This is a genomic window from Bradyrhizobium sp. T-12 (genome assembly GCF_058314695.1).
Genome location: NZ_CM177756.1, coordinates 5,396,487 through 5,416,818, shown reverse-complemented (window position 1 = coordinate 5,416,818; position 20,332 = coordinate 5,396,487). Strand labels below are relative to the sequence as shown.

General features: G+C 65.5%; 17 protein-coding genes. 11 read left to right on the top strand and 6 right to left on the bottom strand.

Annotation, left to right across the window (positions count from 1 at the left end):
* Positions 1 to 20: 20 nt before the first annotated feature.
* The 3 genes from AC0WRY_RS25875 to AC0WRY_RS25865 form a co-directional block, all read right to left on the bottom strand.
* On the bottom strand, positions 21 to 965 hold the full coding sequence (locus AC0WRY_RS25875) for an ABC transporter substrate-binding protein (protein ID WP_194403613.1): 945 nt from the start codon (positions 963 to 965) through the stop codon (positions 21 to 23).
* A gap of 84 nt (positions 966 to 1,049) precedes the next feature.
* Entirely contained in the window at positions 1,050 to 1,778 is a 729-nt protein-coding gene (hutC, locus tag AC0WRY_RS25870) for a histidine utilization transcriptional repressor HutC (protein WP_194403612.1), read from the bottom strand.
* The gene (locus AC0WRY_RS25865; RefSeq protein ID WP_194403611.1) at positions 1,775 to 3,133 is read right to left on the bottom strand and encodes a formimidoylglutamate deiminase; all 1,359 of its coding nucleotides are present in this window, start codon (positions 3,131 to 3,133) and stop codon (positions 1,775 to 1,777) included. Before AC0WRY_RS25865 ends, hutC begins: the two co-directional genes overlap by 4 nt.
* A gap of 103 nt (positions 3,134 to 3,236) precedes the next feature.
* On the opposite strand from AC0WRY_RS25865, the gene hutI reads away from it, so the two are divergent.
* The 3 genes from hutI to hutU are packed head-to-tail and all read left to right on the top strand — an operon-like array spanning position 3,237 to position 7,687.
* Positions 3,237 to 4,451, top strand: coding sequence for an imidazolonepropionase (gene hutI / locus AC0WRY_RS25860; protein ID WP_194403610.1), 1,215 nt, complete (start codon positions 3,237 to 3,239; stop codon positions 4,449 to 4,451).
* Positions 4,448 to 6,007, top strand: coding sequence for a histidine ammonia-lyase (gene hutH, locus AC0WRY_RS25855; protein ID WP_194403609.1), 1,560 nt, complete (start codon positions 4,448 to 4,450; stop codon positions 6,005 to 6,007). The genes hutI and hutH overlap by 4 nt, the downstream gene beginning before the upstream one ends.
* Before the next feature lie 9 nt (positions 6,008 to 6,016).
* Positions 6,017 to 7,687, top strand: coding sequence for a urocanate hydratase (gene hutU / locus AC0WRY_RS25850; RefSeq protein WP_194403608.1), 1,671 nt, complete (start codon positions 6,017 to 6,019; stop codon positions 7,685 to 7,687).
* Here hutU and AC0WRY_RS25845 read toward each other — a convergent pair whose 3' ends face one another.
* Positions 7,688 to 8,308, bottom strand: a complete 621-nt coding sequence (locus AC0WRY_RS25845; protein ID WP_194403607.1) for a TetR/AcrR family transcriptional regulator — start codon at positions 8,306 to 8,308, stop codon at positions 7,688 to 7,690. It lies immediately after the preceding gene.
* Between the two features lie 254 nt (positions 8,309 to 8,562).
* On the opposite strand from AC0WRY_RS25845, the gene AC0WRY_RS25840 reads away from it, so the two are divergent.
* Genes AC0WRY_RS25840 through AC0WRY_RS25805 form a run of 8 tightly spaced genes read left to right on the top strand, consistent with a single transcriptional unit; the run spans position 8,563 to position 16,933 of the window.
* Positions 8,563 to 9,423, top strand: coding sequence for an FAD binding domain-containing protein (locus tag AC0WRY_RS25840; protein ID WP_194403606.1), 861 nt, complete (start codon positions 8,563 to 8,565; stop codon positions 9,421 to 9,423).
* Positions 9,420 to 9,944, top strand: coding sequence for a (2Fe-2S)-binding protein (locus tag AC0WRY_RS25835; protein WP_194403605.1), 525 nt, complete (start codon positions 9,420 to 9,422; stop codon positions 9,942 to 9,944). The genes AC0WRY_RS25840 and AC0WRY_RS25835 overlap by 4 nt, the downstream gene beginning before the upstream one ends.
* Positions 9,941 to 12,313, top strand: a complete 2,373-nt coding sequence (locus AC0WRY_RS25830) for a xanthine dehydrogenase family protein molybdopterin-binding subunit (protein WP_194403604.1) — start codon at positions 9,941 to 9,943, stop codon at positions 12,311 to 12,313. The genes AC0WRY_RS25835 and AC0WRY_RS25830 overlap by 4 nt, the downstream gene beginning before the upstream one ends.
* Before the next feature lie 33 nt (positions 12,314 to 12,346).
* Complete coding sequence (locus AC0WRY_RS25825; RefSeq protein WP_194403603.1) at positions 12,347 to 13,588, top strand: ABC transporter substrate-binding protein; 1,242 nt, start codon at positions 12,347 to 12,349, stop codon at positions 13,586 to 13,588.
* Between the two features lie 10 nt (positions 13,589 to 13,598).
* A complete protein-coding gene (locus tag AC0WRY_RS25820; RefSeq protein WP_194403602.1) occupies positions 13,599 to 14,474 on the top strand; it encodes a branched-chain amino acid ABC transporter permease in 876 nt (291 codons plus the stop codon).
* Entirely contained in the window at positions 14,471 to 15,469 is a 999-nt protein-coding gene (locus AC0WRY_RS25815) for a branched-chain amino acid ABC transporter permease (RefSeq protein WP_194403601.1), read from the top strand. The genes AC0WRY_RS25820 and AC0WRY_RS25815 overlap by 4 nt, the downstream gene beginning before the upstream one ends.
* The gene (locus AC0WRY_RS25810) at positions 15,466 to 16,221 is read left to right on the top strand and encodes an ABC transporter ATP-binding protein (RefSeq protein ID WP_194403600.1); all 756 of its coding nucleotides are present in this window, start codon (positions 15,466 to 15,468) and stop codon (positions 16,219 to 16,221) included. The genes AC0WRY_RS25815 and AC0WRY_RS25810 overlap by 4 nt, the downstream gene beginning before the upstream one ends.
* The gene (locus tag AC0WRY_RS25805; protein ID WP_194403599.1) at positions 16,214 to 16,933 is read left to right on the top strand and encodes an ABC transporter ATP-binding protein; all 720 of its coding nucleotides are present in this window, start codon (positions 16,214 to 16,216) and stop codon (positions 16,931 to 16,933) included. Before AC0WRY_RS25810 ends, AC0WRY_RS25805 begins: the two co-directional genes overlap by 8 nt.
* Before the next feature lie 95 nt (positions 16,934 to 17,028).
* On the opposite strand, the gene AC0WRY_RS25800 is transcribed toward AC0WRY_RS25805, so the two are convergent.
* The gene (locus AC0WRY_RS25800) at positions 17,029 to 19,038 is read right to left on the bottom strand and encodes a putative bifunctional diguanylate cyclase/phosphodiesterase (protein WP_491121582.1); all 2,010 of its coding nucleotides are present in this window, start codon (positions 19,036 to 19,038) and stop codon (positions 17,029 to 17,031) included.
* A 300-nt stretch (positions 19,039 to 19,338) separates the two neighbouring features.
* Positions 19,339 to 20,223, bottom strand: coding sequence for a BJP family subclass B3 metallo-beta-lactamase (gene blaBJP / locus AC0WRY_RS25795; RefSeq protein ID WP_194403597.1), 885 nt, complete (start codon positions 20,221 to 20,223; stop codon positions 19,339 to 19,341).
* Positions 20,224 to 20,332: the final 109 nt, after the last annotated feature.

The following is a 20,332-nucleotide window of genomic DNA, read 5'->3' as shown; positions in this document are numbered from 1 at the left end:
GCCGGCAGCTCCTGGGTGACTTACTTGATGAAGCTGGCGTCGAAGAGGTCCTCGACCTTCGGCGCGGCCTTGATGATGCCGATCTCGAGCAGCAGCTCGGCGGCCTCCTTGTTGAAGGTCAGGAAGTCGCCGGCGAAGAACTTCTGGTTGGCGGCCTTGTCCTGCCAGCGCAGATATTTCGCCGAGTTGGCGAACTGCTCGCCGGTCTGCTTCACGTCGGCGCCCATGATCTCATAGGCCTTGGCCTGGTCCTTGGCGATCATGTCGAGCGCCTCGAAATAGCTGTCGGCAAGGGCCTTCGCGGCTTTCGGGTTCTCGGTCAGGAATCTCGGCGTGCAGCCGAAGGTGTCCATCACCATCGGATAGTCCAGCGTGGTCGCGATGATCTTGCCTTTGTCCGGCGCGGCGCGCACCGTCGACAGATAGGGCTCATAGGTCATGGCGGCATCGTTCTGGCCGGAGACGAAGGCCTGCGCGGCCGCGGCCGGCTCCAGGTTGACGACGGTGACGTCCTTCACGGTAAGGCCGTTCTTCTTGAGCATCCAGGCCAGCGCGAAATACGGCGAGGTGCCCGGCGCGGAGGCGGCGACGGTCTTGCCCTTGAGGTCCTTGATCGCGGCGACGTCGTTGCGCACGGCCATGCCGTCGGCGCCGAAGCTCTTGTCGAGCTGGAAGATCTGCTTGGTCGCAACGCCGTTGGCGTTCCAGGAAATCCAGGTTTCGACCGTCGTCGCCGCGCACTGGATGTCGCCGGAGGCGACGGCGAGATGGCGATCCTTCTGCGGAATCTTCTTGATTGTGACGTCGAGGCCGTTCTTCTTGAAGATGCCCGCCTCCTTCGCCAGCGTCAGCGGCGCAAACCCGGTCCATCCGGAGATGCCGACACCGACCTTGACGTCGTCGGCGAGCACGGGAGTGGCGGCCGCAAGAGCAATGATTGTCGCGAATATCGTCGAACTACGCATGATTGTCGTCCTCTGCCGATCGATGGATTGACGTCCTGTTGGTCTCTTCATGAAGCGTTGCACGATTTGTGCCGACATAGCCACTCAGCCTCCCTTGAATCGCGCGACAAGGCGGTGAGAGTCACCGGGATAGAGCAGGCGCACGGCGGTGATCGTGCGCGCGCTGCGCCAGGTGTAACGGTCGATCACGAGACAGGGCGCGCCGACGGCGATCGCGAGTGCGCCCGCCGTGTGATCGTCCGCGACGATGGCGCTGATCGTGTGCTCGGCCTCCGTCCATGGGACGTGATGAAGCAGCCACGAGCCGGGCGGCTCGCGGGAGAAGTCCGCGGTCGCGGCATCAGGTACGGACGACAGATCGATCAGCCTGTCCTCGACGGCGAACGGCACGTTGTCGGCGCTGTGCCGGCACGTGATCGCGACCACCTTGCCGGCCTTTTTGACACCGAGCCGGTCACGGTCGGCGGAGGTGGCGGTGCGCAGCTTGCGGTGGATCAGCTCATAACCGTAAGCGCGTCCGAGCGCGGTGATCTCGGCGCGGATGTCGGTAATCTGCAGAACGGCGGACTGATGCTGCGGCCGGCGCACGAAGGAGCCGGCGCGGCGCCGCCGCTCGATCAGATCGGCCTGCGCCAGCTCGGACAGCGCCTTGTTCACCGTCATGCGCGAGCAGCCGTAACGCGCGACCAGCTCGTGCTCGAAGGGAATGCGATGCCCGGGCGGCCATTCGCCGGTGAGGATGCGCTGCTCGATATCGGCGCGAATGCGCTTGTAGAGTGTCGGCTTGTCGGCGGCATCGGTGACGAGGCTCATGCAACGAGCCTCCGTACCGCCGCGTTGAAGCGCTCACGTGCGGCCTGGCGCAATCCATGCTGACCGCCCTTGACTACCTTGCGGCCGCCGGCCCAGACGCAATCGATCGCGCCGCTGCCCGCGGCAAAGATCCAGCCGTCGATGGCGGCATCGCCCCGACGCCCCGCCAGCGAGGGATGCGCTGCGTCGAGCGTGACGATGTCGGCACGTGCGCCAGGTGTGAGCCCGACTGTCTCCTGCGCCAGCGCCTGTGCGCCGCCCGCGAGCGCGTGATCGTACAGCGTGCGTCCGGTCGAGCGGCCTGCGCCCGCGGAGAGCACGTTGCGCTCGCGGTGCTTGAGCCGCTGGCCGTATTCGAGCTGGCGCAATTCGTCGGCGACGCCGACCAATACGTTGGAATCGGTGCCGACACCGAACGCGCCGCCGGCCGCGAGAAATTCACGTGCGGGAAAGATGCCATCACCGAGGCTCGCCTCGGTGATGGGGCAGAGGCCGGCGACCGCGCCGGCCTTGCCGAATGCGCCGACTTCCGCTTCCGTCATGTGGGTTGCGTGAATGAGGCACCAGCGCGGGTCGACCGGCGCGTGCTCCAGCAGCCATTGCACCGGGCGTCGTTCCGACCAGGCCAGGCAATCCTCGACTTCCCTGACCTGCTCGGCGGCATGAATATGCACCGGCCCGCCTTCCGCCAGCGGAATGATTGCCGCAAGCTCGTCCGGCGTCACCGCGCGCAGGCTGTGCGGCGCGATGCCGATATTCGCGCCGGGCAATGTGCTGATCGCCTTGCGCGAGGCCGTCATCAGCGCGGCGAACTGATCGACCGAGCAGATGAAGCGCCGCTGGCCGGCATGCGGCGCGGCGCCGCCGAAGGAGCCGTGCGCGTAGAAACTCGGCAGCAGCGTCAGCGCAATGCCGGACGCCTCAGCCGCCTGCGCGATGCGCGCGGCCATCTCGGCGATATCGGAATAGTGCGAGCCGTCGCGATCGTGATGCAGATAATGGAATTCGCCGACGCGGGTAAAACCCTGCTCCAGCATCTCGACATAAAGCAGGGTGGCGACGGCGGCGACATCGTCCGGCGTCATCGCCAGCGCGAAGCGGTACATCGTCTCGCGCCAGGTCCAGAACGTATCGTTGCTGTCCCCGCGCAGCTCGGCGAGGCCCGCCATGCCGCGCTGGAAGGCGTGGCTGTGCAGGCTCGCAAGTCCCGGAAGCGCGATGGCGTGGCGCTCGTCGCCGGCGGCAGGCTGTACGCCCGCAGTCACCTCCGCGATCGCGCCGGCGGTGATCACCACCTGCACGTCATTGGCCCAGCCCGAGGGCAGGAGCGCGGAGGCGAAATGCAGTCGGGACATGATTGATGACACGCCGGCTGGACAGAACCGCCTTACGATTATATGTCTAGACATATAAGTCAAGCATCCCAGGGCGCAGGGACATCCGCGAAGGGACCGTTGCATGGCAGAGCGCTTCGACCGGATCTGGCACAATGCCCGCCTCGCCACGATGCGGGCGGATCGTCCTGATCTCGGCGAGATCGAGCAGGGTGTGATCGCTGCACGCGGCGGCCGTATCGTTTACGCCGGAGCAGAAGCAGATTTCCCGGCGGATGCGGACGCCGTCGAGCGGATCGATTGCCAGGGGCGCTGGATCACGCCGGGGCTCGTCGACTGCCACACCCATCTGGTCTATGGCGGCAACCGCGCGCACGAATTCGAGCTGCGGCTCAAGGGTGCAAGCTACGAGGAGATCGCACGCGCCGGCGGCGGCATCGTCTCGACGGTGGCCGCGACACGCAAGGCAAGCGAGGCCGAACTCGTCGCCAGCGCGCTGCCGCGGCTCGATGCACTGATCGGCGAGGGCGCCACCACCGTCGAGATCAAGTCCGGCTATGGCCTGGATACCGAGACAGAGATGCGGCAGCTGTCAGCCGCGCGGAGCATCGGTCGTCAGCGGCCGGTTGCAATCCGCACGTCGTTTCTCGGAGCCCACGCCCTGCCGCTGGAGGCTGATGGCGACAAGGAGCGCTACATCGCTCTCGTCTGTAAAGAGATGCTGCCTGCGGTCGCGAAGGCCGGCCTTGCCGATGCCGTCGACGCGTTCATGGAGGGCATCGCGTTCTCGGCGGAACAGACGGCGCTTGTATTCGAGACGGCGAGACGGCTTGGGCTGCCGGTCAAGCTGCATGCCGACCAGCTCTCGAACCTCGGCGGTGCCGCGCTCGCCGCAAGATTCTCGGCGCTGTCGGCCGATCACTTGGAGCATACCGACGAAGCCGGCGCTGCCGCGATGGCGAAGGCCGGTACTGTGGCCGTGCTGCTGCCCGGCGCGTTCTACTTCATTCGCGAGACGCAGAAGCCGCCGGTCGAGGCCTTCCGAAGGCATGGCGTGCACATGGCGCTCGCCACCGACTGCAATCCCGGCAGCTCGCCGCTGACCTCGCTGCTGCTCACCATGAACATGGGCGCGACGCTGTTCAGGATGAATGTGGCCGAGTGCCTTGCCGGCGTGACCCGTGAAGGCGCGCGGGCGCTCGGCGTGCTGAACGAGACCGGTACGCTGGAAGCCGGCAAATGGTGCGATCTCGCGATCTGGGACATCGAACGGCCCGCTGAACTGGTCTACCGCATCGGCTTCAATCCGCTGCATCGGCGGGTGTGGAGGGGCCAGTGATGGAGCAGGGCGCAGCGATCGTCGTCAAGCCGGGAACGGTCAGCCTCGACGATCTCGCGCGTGTGCTTGCAGGTGCGCCTGTCGTCCTCCATTCCTCGTTCTGGCCGCGCGTGGACGCAGCCGCGGCGATTGTCGCGAAGGCTGCGCAAGCCGATGCTCCGGTCTACGGCATCAACACCGGGTTCGGGAAGCTCGCTTCGAAGCGCATCCCACCCGACCAGACCGCGCTGCTTCAACGCAACCTGATCGTGTCGCATTGTTGCGGCGTCGGCCCTGTGACGCCGCAGCCGATCGTCCGCCTGATGATGGCATTGAAGATCGTCTCGCTCGGACGCGGCGCCTCCGGCGTGCGCCGCGCGGTGATCGAGCAGTTGCAGGGCATGTTGGCGCAAGGCGTGTATCCGCTGGTGCCGCAGCAGGGCTCGGTCGGGGCCTCCGGCGATCTCGCGCCGCTTGCGCATATGACTGCGGTGATGATCGGCGAGGGGCAGGCGATCGTTGACGGCAAGATTGTATCCGGCCGCGAGGCGCTCGCCGCGGCCGGCCTCGTGCCGCTGACGCTCGGCCCCAAGGAAGGCCTCGCACTGATCAACGGCACGCAGTTCTCGACGGCCTATGCGATATCAGGCGTGCTGCGCGCCTTTGGCCTCGCGCGTGCCGCGCTCGTCACCGGTGCATTGTCGGTCGATGCGGCGATGGCCTCGACGGCGCCATTCCGTCCTGAAATTCAGGCGCTGCGCGGCCATGCCGGTCAGATCGCCGCGGCGGCGACGCTTACGGCGTTGCTGGACGGCAGCGACATCCGCCTGTCGCATCTCGATGGCGACGAGCGCGTGCAGGATCCTTATTGCCTGCGCTGCCAGCCGCAGGTCGCGGGCGCGGCGCTCGATCTGATCACGCAGGCTGCCCGCACGCTGATCGTCGAGGCCAACGCGGTCACCGACAATCCGTTGGTGCTGGTCGAGACCGGCGAGATCGTCTCCGGCGGCAATTTCCACGCCGAGCCGGTGGCGTTTGCCGCCGATGCGATTGCGCTGGCGCTATCCGAGATCGGCGCGATTAGCGAGCGGCGCATTGCGACGCTGGTCGATCCCGCACTCAATTTCGGCCTGCCGCCGTTCCTCACTCCCGATCCCGGCATCAATTCCGGCTTCATGATCGCCGAGGTGACGGCCGCCGCGCTCTATGCCGAGAACAAGCAGCGGGCGCTCGCCTGCTCGATCGACTCGACGCCGACCAGCGCCAACCAGGAAGATCACGTCTCGATGGCGGCGCACGCCGCGCGGCGCCTTTCCGACATGGCCGACAATCTCGCCGCCATCCTCGGCATCGAGCTGCTGGTCGCCGCCCAAGGCATTACGCTCCGCGCGCCGCATGCGACCAGCGCGCCGCTCATTGCCGTCATCGCCGCATTGCGCGAGCAGGTGCCTGCACTCGGCGCCGACCGTTACATGGCCGGCGATCTCGCCAGGGCCGCCGCACTGGTCGAAGCCGACGCGCTGCCGGCGGCCGCACTCACAGCGCTGCCATCCGATCCGTTTCCGAGACTTGATTGAGAGGTCCGCATGAACCGCCGACTGGACAACGACCGCACCATCCGCGCCCCTCGCGGCAGCGACATCAGCGCCAAGAGCTGGCTGACGGAAGCGCCTTTGCGCATGCTGATGAACAATCTCGATCCTGATGTTGCCGAGCGCCCGAGCGAGCTCGTGGTCTATGGCGGCATCGGCCGCGCCGCGCGCGATTGGGAGAGCTTTGACCGGATCGTTGCGGCCTTGCGCAAACTCGAAGCCGACCAGACGCTGCTGGTGCAGTCCGGCAAGCCGGTCGGCGTGTTCCGCACCCATGCCGATGCGCCGCGCGTGCTGATCGCGAACTCCAACATCGTGCCGCACTGGGCGACGCTCGATCATTTCAACGAGCTCGATCGCCAGGGCCTGATGATGTTCGGCCAGATGACGGCGGGCTCCTGGATCTATATCGGCAGCCAGGGCATCGTGCAGGGCACCTATGAGACCTTCGTCGAGGTTGGGCGGCGCCATTATGGCGGCAGCCTCGCCGGCAAATGGATTCTGACCGCAGGCCTCGGTGGCATGGGCGGCGCGCAGCCGCTTGCGGCGACCATGGCGGGGGCTTCGATGCTCGCAGTCGAATGCCAGCCGAGCCGCATCGAGATGCGCCTGCGCACCGGCTATCTCGACCGCCAGGCCGCAACGCTCGACGAGGCGCTCGCGATCATGGCGGAGGCCGCGAAGACGAAGAAGGCCGTCTCGGTCGGCCTGCTCGGCAACGCCGCCGAGATTTTCCCGGAGCTGGTGCGCCGCGGCGTCAAGCCCGACATCGTCACCGACCAGACCAGCGCGCATGATCCGATCAACGGCTACTTGCCGAAGGGCTGGACGCTCGCCGAGTGGGAAGCCAAGCGCGCATCTGATCCGAAAGCGGTCGAGCGCGCCTCGAAGATGTCGATGGTCGAGCATGTGCAGGCGATGCTGGATTTTCACGCGCAGGGCATCCCGACGCTCGACTACGGCAACAACATTCGCCAGATGGCGCAGGACATGGGCCTGAAGAACGCCTTCGATTTCCCCGGCTTCGTGCCCGCCTATATCCGTCCCCTGTTCTGCCGTGGTGTCGGGCCATTCCGCTGGGCCGCGCTGTCAGGTGATCCCGATGACATCTTCAAGACCGACGCCAAGGTCAAGGAGCTGATGCCGGACGACAAGCATCTGCACAACTGGCTCGACATGGCCAAGGAGCGCATCAAGTTCCAGGGCCTGCCCGCGCGGATCTGCTGGGTCGGCCTCGGCGATCGTCATCGCCTCGGCCTCGCCTTCAACGAGATGGTGGCGCGCGGTGAGCTGAAGGCGCCCATCGTGATCGGCCGCGATCATCTCGATAGCGGTTCGGTCGCAAGCCCCAACCGCGAGACCGAGGCGATGAAGGACGGATCGGACGCGGTGTCGGACTGGCCGCTGCTCAACGCGCTGCTCAATTGCGCGAGCGGCGCGACCTGGGTCTCGCTGCATCACGGCGGCGGCGTCGGCATCGGCTATTCCCAGCATGCCGGCATGGTGATCGTTGCCGACGGTACGCCCGAGGCTGCGAAGCGCATCGAGCGCGTGCTCTGGAACGATCCCGCCAGCGGCGTCATGCGTCATGCGGATGCCGGTTACGACATCGCGATCGACTGCGCCCGCGACAAGGGGCTCGATCTGCCGAGCCTTGCGCAGTAGCTAGCCGCTCACCAGCAGCTTCGGCATCGTCGTCTTCGCGCCGTCCATGAAGGTCTGGACGGCGTCACGGACGATGGCGTCGAGATCGGGCGGGATCGGTGTTTCGTAGATGAACTTGCGGATGGCGAGATAGAAGATGCGGCCGTGCAGGCCCCAGAACAGCTCGGTCTCGCGCTCACTCAATGAGTGCGCCTTTGCGTCGGGCAGCTTCAGCTCATGGCGCAGCTCGGCTGCCGCCGGCTCGATGATCTCACGGCGGACGATATCGAGATAGCGGCCGGTGATACCGAACGACTTCATGCCGGAGAACACGAATATCCGCACCCAATTGTACTCGAACACGCGCTCGACATAGTCGAGATAGAAGCGCGTCAGCCGCCCTTCCAGCGATTGCGAGCGGTCGCGGATCATCGACCCCCATTCGGGCGACCAGCGGCTGAGATAGACCTCCTGGTAGACGCGCTCGATCAGCGCCTCCTTGCTGGGGAAGTGGCGATAGATCGCCGAGTGCGTGATGCCCATGCGCTTGGCCAACTCGCGGGTCTGCCCTTCGAAGCCACGCTCGGCGAAGAAGCGGATCGCTTCCTCCACGATTGCGCGCTCGCGGTCGGCCGCGCGCATGTTGCGACGCTTTGGCGCGGACTTGCTACCTGTCTCGGTTCGCTTGCGAACCGGTCGCCTCGAAGTTTTCTGCAGTTTTCGGGCCATCTCGTCGCTGAATCGCACGTCTCGAGCCTTCATAGCCCAAGCCGCTTTTGTGACCAAATGGTCATTTCCTGTTGACCGGCCTCAGGAGGCATGTCAGGATTTTGAGACCAGATGGTTACAAATCTGGCATCCCGGCTGATGAGCCGGTGGATCTCGGGGAAACGGCAGTGAAGGCGAGGGCTTTCAGCTATTTTCGTGCGGCGACGATCGACCAGGCGCTGGGCGCTCATGCGCGCGCCGGGGACGATGCGCGTTTCATTGCCGGCGGCCAGAGCCTCGTGCCGGCGCTGTCGCTGCGGCTGCAGGCGCCGCGGCTCCTGATCGACATCACCCACATCGACGAGCTGCGCGGCGTCAGGCGCGAAGGCGGCCATTTGCGCATCGGCGCCCTGACGCGCCATTGCGAGATGCTGAGCGAGCCGTTGATCGCCGAGTTTGCGCCGCTCTTGCATGCCGCGGCGCCGTTCGTCGCCCATCCCGCGATCCGCAACCGTGGCACTTTCGGCGGCAGCGTCGCGCTGGCGGATCCGGCGTCCGAATTTCCCGCGATGACCTTGGCGCTGGATGCCGAGATCGAGATCGTCGGCCCCTCAGGCCGCCGGCGCGTCAAGGCCGACGATTTTTTCATCAACCTGTTCGAGACGGCGTTGGAGCCGGGTGAACTGATCACTGCAATCTACGTCCCACTGCTCAAGGCCGACCAGCGCTTTGCCTTCGACGAACTGGCACGGCGGCGCGGCGACTACGCGCTGGTCGGCTGCGGGATCATGGCGACGTGCACGGGCGAGCGCGTCGACGACATCCGCATCTCTTTCTTCTCCGTCGGCAATACGCCGACGCGGGTGAAGGGGGTGGAGCGCGCCTTGATCGGCGCGCGTCTCGATGCCGAGCGTATCGCCGCCGCGCAAGGCGCGCTCGAAGGTGATCTCGCGCCGCCCGAGAGCGACGAGGTGCCACCGGCGATGCGGCTGCATCTCGCCCGCGTCTTGCTTGGCCGCCTGCTCGGACGTCTTGGGGCGGGCGCATGAGCGGCTTCGACGATAGCCTGCTGACCGAAGCCGACGAGACGGTGCGGGTGCGCTTCGTCGTCAACGGCCGCAAGGTCGCCTGCGAGGTCGCGCCGCGTGACACGCTGGTCGATTGCCTGCGCGACAAGCTCGAGCTGACGGGCACGCATGCCGGCTGCGAGATGGGCGCCTGCGGGGCCTGCCTGGTGCAGCTCGACGGCCGCGCCGTGCATTCCTGCCTGATATACGCGGTACAGGCCGATGGCACGACGATCAACACGATCGAGGGGCTCACCGAGAGCGGTGTGCTCGCCGACCTCCAGGCCGAATTCCACCGCCGCAATGCACTGCAATGCGGCTTCTGCACGCCGGGCATGCTGGTCAACGCGCAGGAGCTGCTGTCGCGGATGACGCAGCCGAACCGTGACGAGATCCGCGACGCGCTGTCGGGCAATTACTGTCGCTGCACCGGCTACGAGGCGATCGTCGATGCCATCGATGCCGTTGCCAAAGCGCGCAGCGAAGGCGGAGGGGCGACATGAGTGCGCTGACCTCGCTCGATCGCCCGAATTCCTATATCGGTCGTTCGGTGCCGCGCCCGAACGCCAAGCGCTTGCTGGCCGGGCGGGGGCGCTATATCAGCGATCTCAAGCTGCCGCGCATGCTCCATGCCGCGTTCCTGCGCAGCCCGCATGCGCATGCGAAAATCGTCTCGATCAATACTGAGCCGGCGCGCGGGGTCGAAGGCGTTCACCTCGTCGCCACCGGCGAGGATCTCGCCAAGCTCTGCACGCCGTGGACAGGAACGCTCGACCATTTCAAGGGCATGACCTCCGCGCCGCAATGGCCGCTGCCGCTGGATCGCGTGGTCTGGGCGGGGCAGGCCGTGGTCGCAGTCGTCGCCGAGAGCCGGGCGATCGCCGAAGATGCGCTGGAGCTGATCGAGATCGATTACGAAGACCTCCCCGTCGTCGTCGATATCGACAGCGCGCGCATCGCGGGCGGTCCACTGGTCAATCCCGGCAGTGCCAACAACACCTGCTTCCGAAGTCAGCTCGACAGCGGCACTGTGGACGATGCCTTTGCGCATGCTGCACACGTCGTGGAAGAAGAATTCACGTTCGCCCGCCACACTGCGGTGACGCTCGAGCCGCGCGCGATCGTCGCGGATTACGATCCTGCCGCCGGCGCGCTCACCGTGCATCACGCCACGCAGACCCCGTATCAGTTTCAGGACCTCTATTCGCGCCATTACGGCATTCCGGAGGCCCGCGTCCGGGTGATCGCGACCGATATCGGCGGCTCCTTCGGGATGAAGCTGCATGTCTATCACGAAGACATGGCGGTGGTCGGCCTCTCGATCCTGCTCGGCCGGCCCGTGAAATACGTTGCCGATCGCATGGAGTCCTTCGTCTCCGATATCCACGCCCGCGACCATCGCGTGCGCGCCCGCATGGCGCTGAATGCCAAGGGTGAAATCCTGGCGATGGATGTGCTTGACATGACTGCGATTGGTGCGTTCTCGACCTATCCACGCACCAGCGTGGTCGAGGGCAACCAGGTGATCCGCCTGATCGGCGCGCCCTATCGCTTCAGGAACTATCGCGCCACGCTGGAGGTGATCTTCCAGAACAAGGTGCAGACCAGCCAGTACCGTGCCGTCGGCCATCCCATCGCCTGCGCCGTCACCGAACGGCTGGTGGACATGGCGGCGGCGAAGGTCGGCCTCGATCCCTTCGCCATCCGCGCGCAGAACGTCATCCCCGACGATGCCTATCCGCAGACCTCGCCGACCGGTTACCGCTTCGAGGCGCTGTCGCATCAGGCCTGCCTGAAGCGCCTGTATGAGATCATGGACTATGACGGCTTGCGGGCCGAGCAGGCAGACTTGCGCCAGCGCGGCGTCTATCGCGGCATCGGCATTGCGGCCTTCGTCGAGATCACCAATCCGAGTCCTGCCTTCTACGGCGTCGGCGGCGCGCGCATCTCCTCGCAGGATGGCGCGATTCTCAGCCTGACGCCCTCCGGCGAAATTCGTTGCATGATATCGGTCACCGAGCAGGGGCAGGGCACTGAAGCTATCATCAGCCAGATCGTGGCCGACCAACTCGGTATCGCGCAGGACCACGTCAAGGTCATCACCGGCGACACCGAGGTCACGCCGCATGGCGGCGCCACCTGGGCCTGCCGCGGCGCCGGCATCGGCGGCGAGACCGCGCTGCAGGCCACGCGCGCCCTCAAGCGCAACATCCTGGAGATTGCGGCGCTCATTCTGCAGGAACAGCCGCCCGCGCTCGACATCGCCGACGGCGAGGTCGTGGATGCCGCGACGCGCAAGCCGCGCCTGCCGATCGCCGAGATCGCGCGCATCGCCTATTTCCGCTCCGACACGCTGCCGCCAGGCACGCAGGCGCAGCTCACCGTCAGCCACCATTTCGCGCCGCAGGGCTATCCCTTTGCCTTCACCAACGGCATCCAGGGCTGTTCGCTGGAGGTCGATGTCGAGACCGGCTTCATCAAGCTCTTGAAGCATTTCATCGTCGAGGATTGCGGCCGCGTCATCAATCCGATGCTGGTGGACGAGCAGCTCCGCGGCGGTATCGTGCAGGGGCTTGGTGCGGCGCTGTTCGAGGAATGCCGCTACAGCGACACCGGTCAGCTTATCAACGGCTCGCTCGCCGATTACCTCGTGCCGATGCCGATGGAGATGCCCGACATCGTCATCGCCCATGTCGAGACGCCGACCGGCGACACCGAGCTCGGCGCCAAGGGCGTCGGCGAGGCCGGCACCGCGGCGGCGTCCGCTTGCGTGCTCAACGCCGTCAACGACGCGCTCGCGCCGTTCGATGCCACGATCAATTCGATCCCGATTACGCCCGCAAAAGTCCTGAAGGCCCTGAAGCGCTTCTAGAAGAGACAATTGAAAAAGACATTGGAGGACATCATGCCCAAATCCGGTTCGACGTCGAAGATAACCCGCCGCAGCGCGCTCGCCGGCCTCTCGGCCAGCGCAGCCCTGCTCGCCATGCCCCGGATTGGCCGCGCGGCCGACGAGACGATCCGCATCGGTTTTCCGACGCCGCTGACCGGTCCGTTCGCCGCGGAAGCGCGCGATCAGGTCAAATGCGCCGAGCTCGCGGTCAAGCTCGTCAACGACAAGGGCGGCATCGGCGGCCGCAAGGTCGAGCTCCTGGTACGTGACGACAAGCTCAATGCCGGCGAGGCCGCGACGCGCACGCTGGAGCTGATCGAGAAGGACAAGGTCCATGCCGTGGTCGGCGCGCTCTCCAGCGCCGTGCAGCTCGCGGTCAACGAGGTCACCCGCGCTCGTGGTGTGATCTACGTCTCGATCAGCCAGTCGGACACCATCAACGAAGCCAAGGATTTCAGCAAATTCACCTTCCATGAGGCGCTCAATCCGCACATGACGACCGCAGCGGTGGCGCGGCAGACCCTGAAGAAGGGCATGAAGGTTGCCCATCTCGTTGCCGACTATGCCTATGGCCATGAGATGCTGCGCGGCTTCAAGCGCGCGCAGGCGGCGATCGGTGCTGACAATGTCGGCGAGATCCTGCATCCGTTCGGCGCCGCCGACTACTCCACGTTCATGCCGCGCCTGATGTCGATGCGGCCGGATGTGCTGTGCATCTCCAATTTCGGCCGCGACCAGGCCAACGCGATCAAGCAAGCCGTGGATTTCGGCGTGAAGCAGCAGATGAAGATCGTCGTGCCCGTCATCCTGCACAACCAGCGCCTCGCGGTCGGCCCCGAGGTGTTCGAGGGCGTAGTGGGCGGCGCCAATTACTATTGGGGCTTGGAAGCGCAGAGCAAGTCGGCGGCCGCCTTCAACGCGGCGTTCAAGGCCGCCAATGGCGGCGCGATCCCGACCGATTACGGCGCCTACGGCTATTCCGGTGTCGGATCCCTGCTGGCCGCCATGCAGACGGCCGGCGGCACCGATACCGACAAGGTCGTCGATGCCCTGGAGAAGCTGCAATACGATCTGACCAAGGGCCCGCAGCATTACCGCAAATGCGACCATCAGTCGGTGCAGTCGGTGCTGGTGCTGGAGTCCAAGAAGAAGTCGGCGATGGCTGGCGAGAACGATCTGTTCGCCATTCTCGCCAACGAGGCCGGCTCCGACGACATGCTGCGGACCTGCAGCGAGCTCGGCCACGCCACTTAATATCTGCACGATGGACCTGTCGCTGATCATCATGCAGCTTCTCTCCGGGATCGCCCTTGGGGCGGTCCTGGTGATCACTGCGCTCGGCCTCACGATCGTGTTCGGCATGCTCGGGGTGGTGAATTTCGCTCATGGCGCGCTGTTCATGATCGGGGCCTATGCAGGGCTCTATCTGGCCTCGCTCACCGGCAGCTTCTGGTGGGGCCTGCTGCTCGCGCCTATTTTGATCGGCGCCTTCGGCATGGTGATCGAGTTCGTCCTGATCCGCAGGCTCTATGGACGTTCCATCGACGATCCGCTGCTGCTCACCTTCGGCCTCAGCTACATCCTGGTCGAGGGCGTGCGCATCGTGTTCGGCAGCGACGGCATTCCGTTCCCGACCCCGCCGCAGCTGATCGGCGTGCTGGATCTCGGCGTCGGCATCTTCCCGCGCTACCGCCTGTTCGTCATCGTGCTGGTGGCTGTGGTGCTGCTGGCGCTCTGGCTGACGCTGGAGAAGACCCGGATCGGCCTGATCGTGCGTGCGGGTGCGCGCGATCCCACCATCATGCAGGTGCTCGGTGTCGACATCGGCCGGGTCTGGCTCGCGATCTTCGGCCTCGGCGTCGGCCTTGCCGCGCTGGGTGGCGTGCTCGCAGGGCCCATGCGCAGCGTCAATCCGGAGATGGGGTCGCTGGTGCTCGCCGAGGCCTTCGTCGTCACCGTGATCGGTGGCCTCGGTTCGATCGTCGGCGCGGTGGTGGCCGGGCTCATGGTCGGCGTTTCCATCAGTCTGGTGGCGCTGTTCGCGCCGGAAATGGCGACCATCGTCATGTTCGCGCTGATGGCTGTGGTGCTGCTGATCCGCCCGCAAGGGCTGTTCGGCGTGAGAGGGAGGACGGCGTGACGCGCCCTTCGAGCGGCGAGGTTCTCGCCAAGCCTGCCACGAGCGGGCTCGACCGGATTCTCGATCACCGCGTGCTGCTCTCGATCGCCGTGCTGGCTGTATTGCCGTGGCTGCTGCCGTCCAAGGCGCTGGCGGTCAACGTCCTGATCTACGGCGTCGTGGTGATGGGCTACAATCTGCTGTTCGGCTACACCGGGCTGCTGTCGTTCGGTCAGGCGGCGTTCTTCGGCGCGGGGGCCTACTTCACCGGCATTGCGATCGGCCGCTACGGCGTGCCCTGGTTTGTGGCCGTGCCGATCGCCGTGCTGCTCAGCACCTGTCTTGCTGCCCTGATCGGTATCGTCTCGACGCGCACCCGCGGCATCTATTTCTCCATGGTGACGCTGGCGCTGGCTCAACTCGTCTATTACGTGGCGCTCCAGGCCGCCTCGTTCACCGGCGGCGAGAACGGCCTGCGCGGCTTCACGGTCGACCGCGTCAACCTGTTCGGCCTGCAGGTCAACTTCCTCGATCCCGTCAACAAATACTACGTGCTGATGGCCTTCGCAGGCTTGGCGATGTGGGTCCAGTCGCGCATCCTGAACTCGCCGTTCGGCGCCGTCATCGAGGCGATCCGCGAGAACGAGCAGCGGGCGCGGGCCTGCGGCTACGACGTCGAGCGCAGCAAGCTGGTCGTGTTCATGCTGTCGGGCGCGATCTCCTCGCTCGGCGGCTGCATGCTGGCGCTGCATCTGTCGATCGTGCCGCTGGACATCCTGCATTACCAGACCTCCGGCATGATCGTGATGATGGTGCTGCTCGGCGGTGCCCGCAGCTTCTTCGGACCCTTCGTCGGCGCGGCGAGCTTCCTGATCCTGGAGGATGTCATCTCGCTGTGGACGCCGCATTGGCAGATCTTCGTCGGCGCGATCTTCGTGCTGTTCGTGCTGTTCCTGCCCAAGGGCATCTGGGGCACGCTGCTCGATGTGCTCGGCATCGGAAAGGCGCGGCGATGAGCAGTGAACTGCTTCGCGCCGAAGGGATCGGCAAACGCTTTGGCGGTTTCGTCGCGCTCGAAGGCATCACCGTGTCGTTCGCTGCCGGCCAGCTCACCTCGATCATCGGGCCGAACGGCGCCGGCAAGAGCACGTTCTTCAACATCCTCTCCGGCGCGCTGACGCCGACGTCCGGCAAGCTGCATTTCAGGGGCCGGGAGCTGAACGGCCTGCCGCAGCACCGCTTCGTGCACCAGGGCATCTCGCGCTCCTACCAGATCACGAACATCTTTCCCGACCTGTCGGTGCATGAGAACGTGCGGGTCGCGGCGCAGGCGCTGACCGTGAGTTACGACATCTGGCGCAACCGCACCCGGCTGTCCGAGCTGCATGCGCGTGCCGATGCTGCGCTCGCCGCGGTCGGATTGCTCGGCAGGCGGAACGAACTGGCAAAATTCCTGGGGCACGGCCAGCAGCGCGCCCTGGAGATCGCGATCGCGCTGGTCTCGGAGCCGGAATTGCTGCTGCTGGACGAGCCGACCGCCGGCATGGGGCCGGAAGAGACCAAGGATATGGTCGCGCTGCTGGAGCGGCTCGCCGACAAGCGCACCGTGCTGCTGGTCGAACACAAGATGAAGATGGTGCTGGGCCTGTCCAAGCGTGTCGTGGTGCTGCATCACGGCCGGCTGCTCGCGGACGGCGCGCCGGAGGAAATCAGGAGCAACCCGGACGTCCGCCGGGTCTATCTCGGACAGAGTGAAGGCTATGGCTGAGACCGCATTGCTCGACATCGAGAACCTGCACGCCTGGTACGGCGCGAGCCACGTCCTGCACGGCATCTCGCTGCATGTGAAGGAGGGCGAGGTGGTCGCCCTGGTCGGCCGCAATGGCGCCGGCAAGACCACGACCTTGCGGGCCGTGATGGGCCTGATGCCCAAGGCGACGGGCCGCGTGCGGTTTGCCGGCAAGGAGGTTCTGCCGCTGCGCGCCCATCAGCGCTTCCACCTTGGCCTCGCTTACGTGCCCGAGGAGCGGCGCATCGTTCCCGGGCTGACCGTACGCGAGAACCTCCGGCTCGGCCTCGTCGCGGCCGGCAGCGATATCGAGGAACGAGCCGCGATCGACGAGATCGCCGAAACCTTCCCGCGCCTGAAGGAGCGGCTCGACCAGGAGGGCGTCACGCTCTCCGGCGGCGAGCAGCAGATGCTGGCGATCGCGCGGGCGCTGATCGCAAAGCCCAAGATGATCCTGCTGGACGAGCCATCGGAGGGCATCATGCCCGTGCTCGTCGAGGAGATGGGCGTGCTGTTCCGCCGCCTGCGCGACGAGGGCAAGACCCTGCTGCTGGTCGAGCAGAACGTCGAATGGGCGCTGCGGCTCGCCGACCGGGCCGTGATCATCGACCAGGGCGAGGTCGTGCACCAGAGCAGCGCTGCGGCGCTGCTCGCGGACAAGGACGTCCAGGAACGCTACTGCGCGGTGTGATGCGAAAGCATGATCCCGAAAAGTGCGAAGCGGTTTGCCGGAAAGATCGTGCGCAGAAAATAGACTAAAGCGCGATGACTAAATTTCGTCGCGCTTCAGGCCACGACCTTGGCTCCGCCGCCGTCGAGGCGCTGGCGTTCATCCGCCAGATAGTCGGCGATCGCATCGGCCGGCATGGGCTTTGCGAAATAGTAGCCCTGGATGAAATCGCAGCCGAGCCGGCGCAGGCTGTCGAGCTGGGCGCGGGTCTCGACGCCCTCGGCGACGCAGGCGATCTCCATGTCGTCGCAGAGGCCCGCAAGCGATTTGATGATCTTGTGGCTCACCGGATTCTCGTTGATCTCGGCGACGAAGCTGCGGTCGACCTTGATCTTGTCGAGCGGCAACCGGTGCACGTGGCTCAATGACGAATAGCCGGTGCCGAAATCGTCCAGCGAAATGCCGCAGCCCATCGCCTTCAGCGTTGCGATCGACTGCTGCGCGCGAACGAAATCGAAGGTGACGGCCGTCTCGGTGATCTCGAAGTCAATCCGGTGCGGCGACAGACCGCTTTTCTCGATGATCGAGATCAGCGGCAATATGCCCTCGGCGGCACAGACGTCGTGAGCGGACAGGTTGAACGACAGGCGGATGTCGTCGGGCCAGGTCCTGGCCGTGGCGATCGCGCGCGCCAGCAGCGCCTGGGTCAAAGGGCGGATCAGGCCGATGCGCTCGGCCGCGGGAATGAAGTCGGCGGGAGAGACCCAACCGAGGCGGGGGCTGTGCCAGCGCGCCAGCGTCTCGAAACCCGAGGTGTGCTCGCTCATGGCATCGACGATCGGCTGGAAGACCAGCTCCATCTCGGCGCCGAAATCGGAGGTGCGCAACAGGTTCTCGATCACGCCGCGACTGCGGATCTCGGCCTCGAGCTCGCTGGAGAAGGTCACGGTGCGGCCCCGCTGATGACGCTTGGCATGGTACAGCGCGTAGTCGGCACATTCGTAGAGCGCTTCCGACGTCGTCGCGGAGTCCGGGAAAACTGCGAAACCGATCGAGCAGGACAGCCCGGTATGGGCGGTGTCGAGCTGGTAGGGCAGCTTGACCTGACTCCCGATGCGCTCGCCGAGCCGCGTCAGGTCCGCATCCTCGGGGTCGCCGCAGACAACGAGGCCGAACTCGTCACCGCCAAGCCGGGCGAATTCCACCCGCTGCGGGCCAAAGCCCTCGCAAACCTCGCGGATGCGCCGGCCGGCCTCGATCAGGACCCGGTCGCCGACCGAGTGGCCGTAATTGTCGTTGATCGGCTTGAAGCCGTCGAGGTCGATGATTCCGACCGCGACGCGGACGTGCCTGCGCTCGGCGTCGGCAAAGGCGCTCGACAGTTCGGCGAAGAAGCGGCGGCGGTTCGGCAGCTCGGTGAGGGAATCGAGATTGGCGAGGCGGAAGTTCTCGTCCGAGAGCGCCTGCGTCGCGGCCTGTTGTGCAAGCAGCGATTTGCGGCTGGCGACAAGATCGGCGAAATCGCGGTAGTAGATGAACAGCACCGTCACCATCGCGCCGGAAACGAGGAGATTGTTGACGGCGATCGCCTTCAGCGTCGGCTCGCCCGTCGCGAAGAAGAACAGCACATAGGGTATGTCGACGATCAGCGTCACGATCAACGCCGCCGAGCGCAGATGCATCAGCGAGAAGATGCAGCCGATCACGGTGACCGCCATGTAGAAGGCGACCTGGCTCTTGGCGAACGGATCGCCGTAAGGGTAGAGCGCGAAGGACCAGGCGGTGAAGCCGGCGCCGATCGGCAGCGTCAGCCAGTTGGTGGCGCGCAGATTGCGCAGGATGTCGGCGTCGCTGCGTACGAGGTGACGCTGGCGCAGCCACCAATAGGTCCGCAAGCCTGCGAGCACGGTCAACACGGTCGGCACGATCATCGTCAGCCAGTTCGGCGCCACGTTCACATAGGTGTAGGCGACGGCGATCGTGTTGCTCATGAGGATGAAGTAGAGCAGCGGGACTTGCTTGGAGAAGGCGTCGAACTGCGCCCGCATCAGGTCCGGGTTGTCTGCGGGAACGCGAAACAACCGGATTGCGGCGGCAAGATGAGACTTCAAATCGGCAACAGGCATTGAAATACGAGCCCCGGATCCCCTGAAAAACGCGGGCGATCTTGCACGGCGGGGGTAAAGGGCGCGTTAGATCGATCTCGCGCCGAAGGCCAGCGCAGGTTGCGCGCTACCGAAAATGGTTCCGGTCGCGTGCATTGGTGAGGCCGCGTTAACGATAAGCTGTCGCGCAAGCGGGCACATCGACCGCAAAGTCCTGCAAAGCTTCGGCTACGTTCTACTAACCATGCGCGCCGGCGCAGCGTCATGCCGCACCTCTCCCCGATGCAATGGGGAGAGGTGAAAGACAGCGTCCGATGGTCGCTACTTTTTTTCTAGCGCCGCGGTCTGCTTGGCGAGTTGCTTGTCGAACTCCTCCGACAGGCCCGACGCGTAGGTCGCGAGCTCGCCCGGTTTGACGAACGGGTTCGGCGCGCCGTCCTTCATCTGCGCACGCTTGGCCTGCATGCCATAGACCTCAGGATGGGGCCCGAGCAGGACGTCGACCTTCATCGCTTTCACCTTGGCGTAGGTCGCGCGGTAATCCTCGATGATGCCGGGATAGGTCGGCTGGCCGACCAGCCTGTTCAGTGCCACCGTGCCGCTGCAGAAGAACAGCACCTTGCGGCTCTGATCGGCGTCCTTGACGATCATCTCCCAGCTCGTGCAGCCCGGCGAATGGCCGGGCGTTGCATGTGCAATCAGCGTGGTGTCGCCGAGCGTCACGGTGTCGCCCTCCTTCACGACACGGTCGACCTTCACCGGTGGGAAGGCGAGGTCCTCGTTTTTCTCGTCGCCGGGATAGTAGCCGCCTTCGAGCAGCGGTTTGTCGCGCTCGCCGGCCACGAGCTGCGCGCCGGTCTCCTTCTTGAGCTCGGCGAAACCGCCGGTGTGATCGATATGCGCGTGCGAGTTCAGGATCATCTTGATGTCGGCAACCTTGAAGCCGAGCTTTGTGATGCTGTCCTTGATCGTGCCGGTGGACTGGGGCATCGCGGTGTCCATCAGGATGAGGCCTTGCGATGTCCTGATGACGTAGACGGCGATACCCTCGGTCCCGACATAGTAGATGTTGCCGATGAGCTGGAACGGCTCGAACGGCGCTGTCCACTTCTGCATGACCGCGGCGAGGAAATCCTTGAGGGTCTGCGCTTGCGCGCCCGTTGCGAACAAGGCCAGTGCGCACAGCGCGGCCGTCAGCTTCTTCATAGTTTGTCTCCCGGATTGTTCTTGTCGTTTTGATCAGGCACGGATGTGGCACCGGCCGGTGCGCAAGTTACGTCGCGACCGCCGTTACGGGCAACTGCTTCGCGCGCGG

Coding starts and splice junctions, on each gene's coding strand:
- AC0WRY_RS25845 (WP_194403607.1), bottom strand. CDS start 8,308: ATGCGCGCGGCCGACCGCGAGCGCGCAATCGTGGAGGAAGCGATCCGC.
- AC0WRY_RS25865 (WP_194403611.1), bottom strand. CDS start 3,133: ATGTCCCGACTGCATTTCGCCTCCGCGCTCCTGCCCTCGGGCTGGGCC.
- AC0WRY_RS25820 (WP_194403602.1), top strand. CDS start 13,599: ATGGACCTGTCGCTGATCATCATGCAGCTTCTCTCCGGGATCGCCCTT.
- AC0WRY_RS25800 (WP_491121582.1), bottom strand. CDS start 19,038: ATGCCTGTTGCCGATTTGAAGTCTCATCTTGCCGCCGCAATCCGGTTG.
- hutC (WP_194403612.1), bottom strand. CDS start 1,778: ATGAGCCTCGTCACCGATGCCGCCGACAAGCCGACACTCTACAAGCGC.
- AC0WRY_RS25825 (WP_194403603.1), top strand. CDS start 12,347: ATGCCCAAATCCGGTTCGACGTCGAAGATAACCCGCCGCAGCGCGCTC.
- AC0WRY_RS25810 (WP_194403600.1), top strand. CDS start 15,466: ATGAGCAGTGAACTGCTTCGCGCCGAAGGGATCGGCAAACGCTTTGGC.
- AC0WRY_RS25875 (WP_194403613.1), bottom strand. CDS start 965: ATGCGTAGTTCGACGATATTCGCGACAATCATTGCTCTTGCGGCCGCC.
- AC0WRY_RS25830 (WP_194403604.1), top strand. CDS start 9,941: ATGAGTGCGCTGACCTCGCTCGATCGCCCGAATTCCTATATCGGTCGT.
- hutU (WP_194403608.1), top strand. CDS start 6,017: ATGAACCGCCGACTGGACAACGACCGCACCATCCGCGCCCCTCGCGGC.
- hutI (WP_194403610.1), top strand. CDS start 3,237: ATGGCAGAGCGCTTCGACCGGATCTGGCACAATGCCCGCCTCGCCACG.
- AC0WRY_RS25805 (WP_194403599.1), top strand. CDS start 16,214: ATGGCTGAGACCGCATTGCTCGACATCGAGAACCTGCACGCCTGGTAC.
- AC0WRY_RS25835 (WP_194403605.1), top strand. CDS start 9,420: ATGAGCGGCTTCGACGATAGCCTGCTGACCGAAGCCGACGAGACGGTG.
- blaBJP (WP_194403597.1), bottom strand. CDS start 20,223: ATGAAGAAGCTGACGGCCGCGCTGTGCGCACTGGCCTTGTTCGCAACG.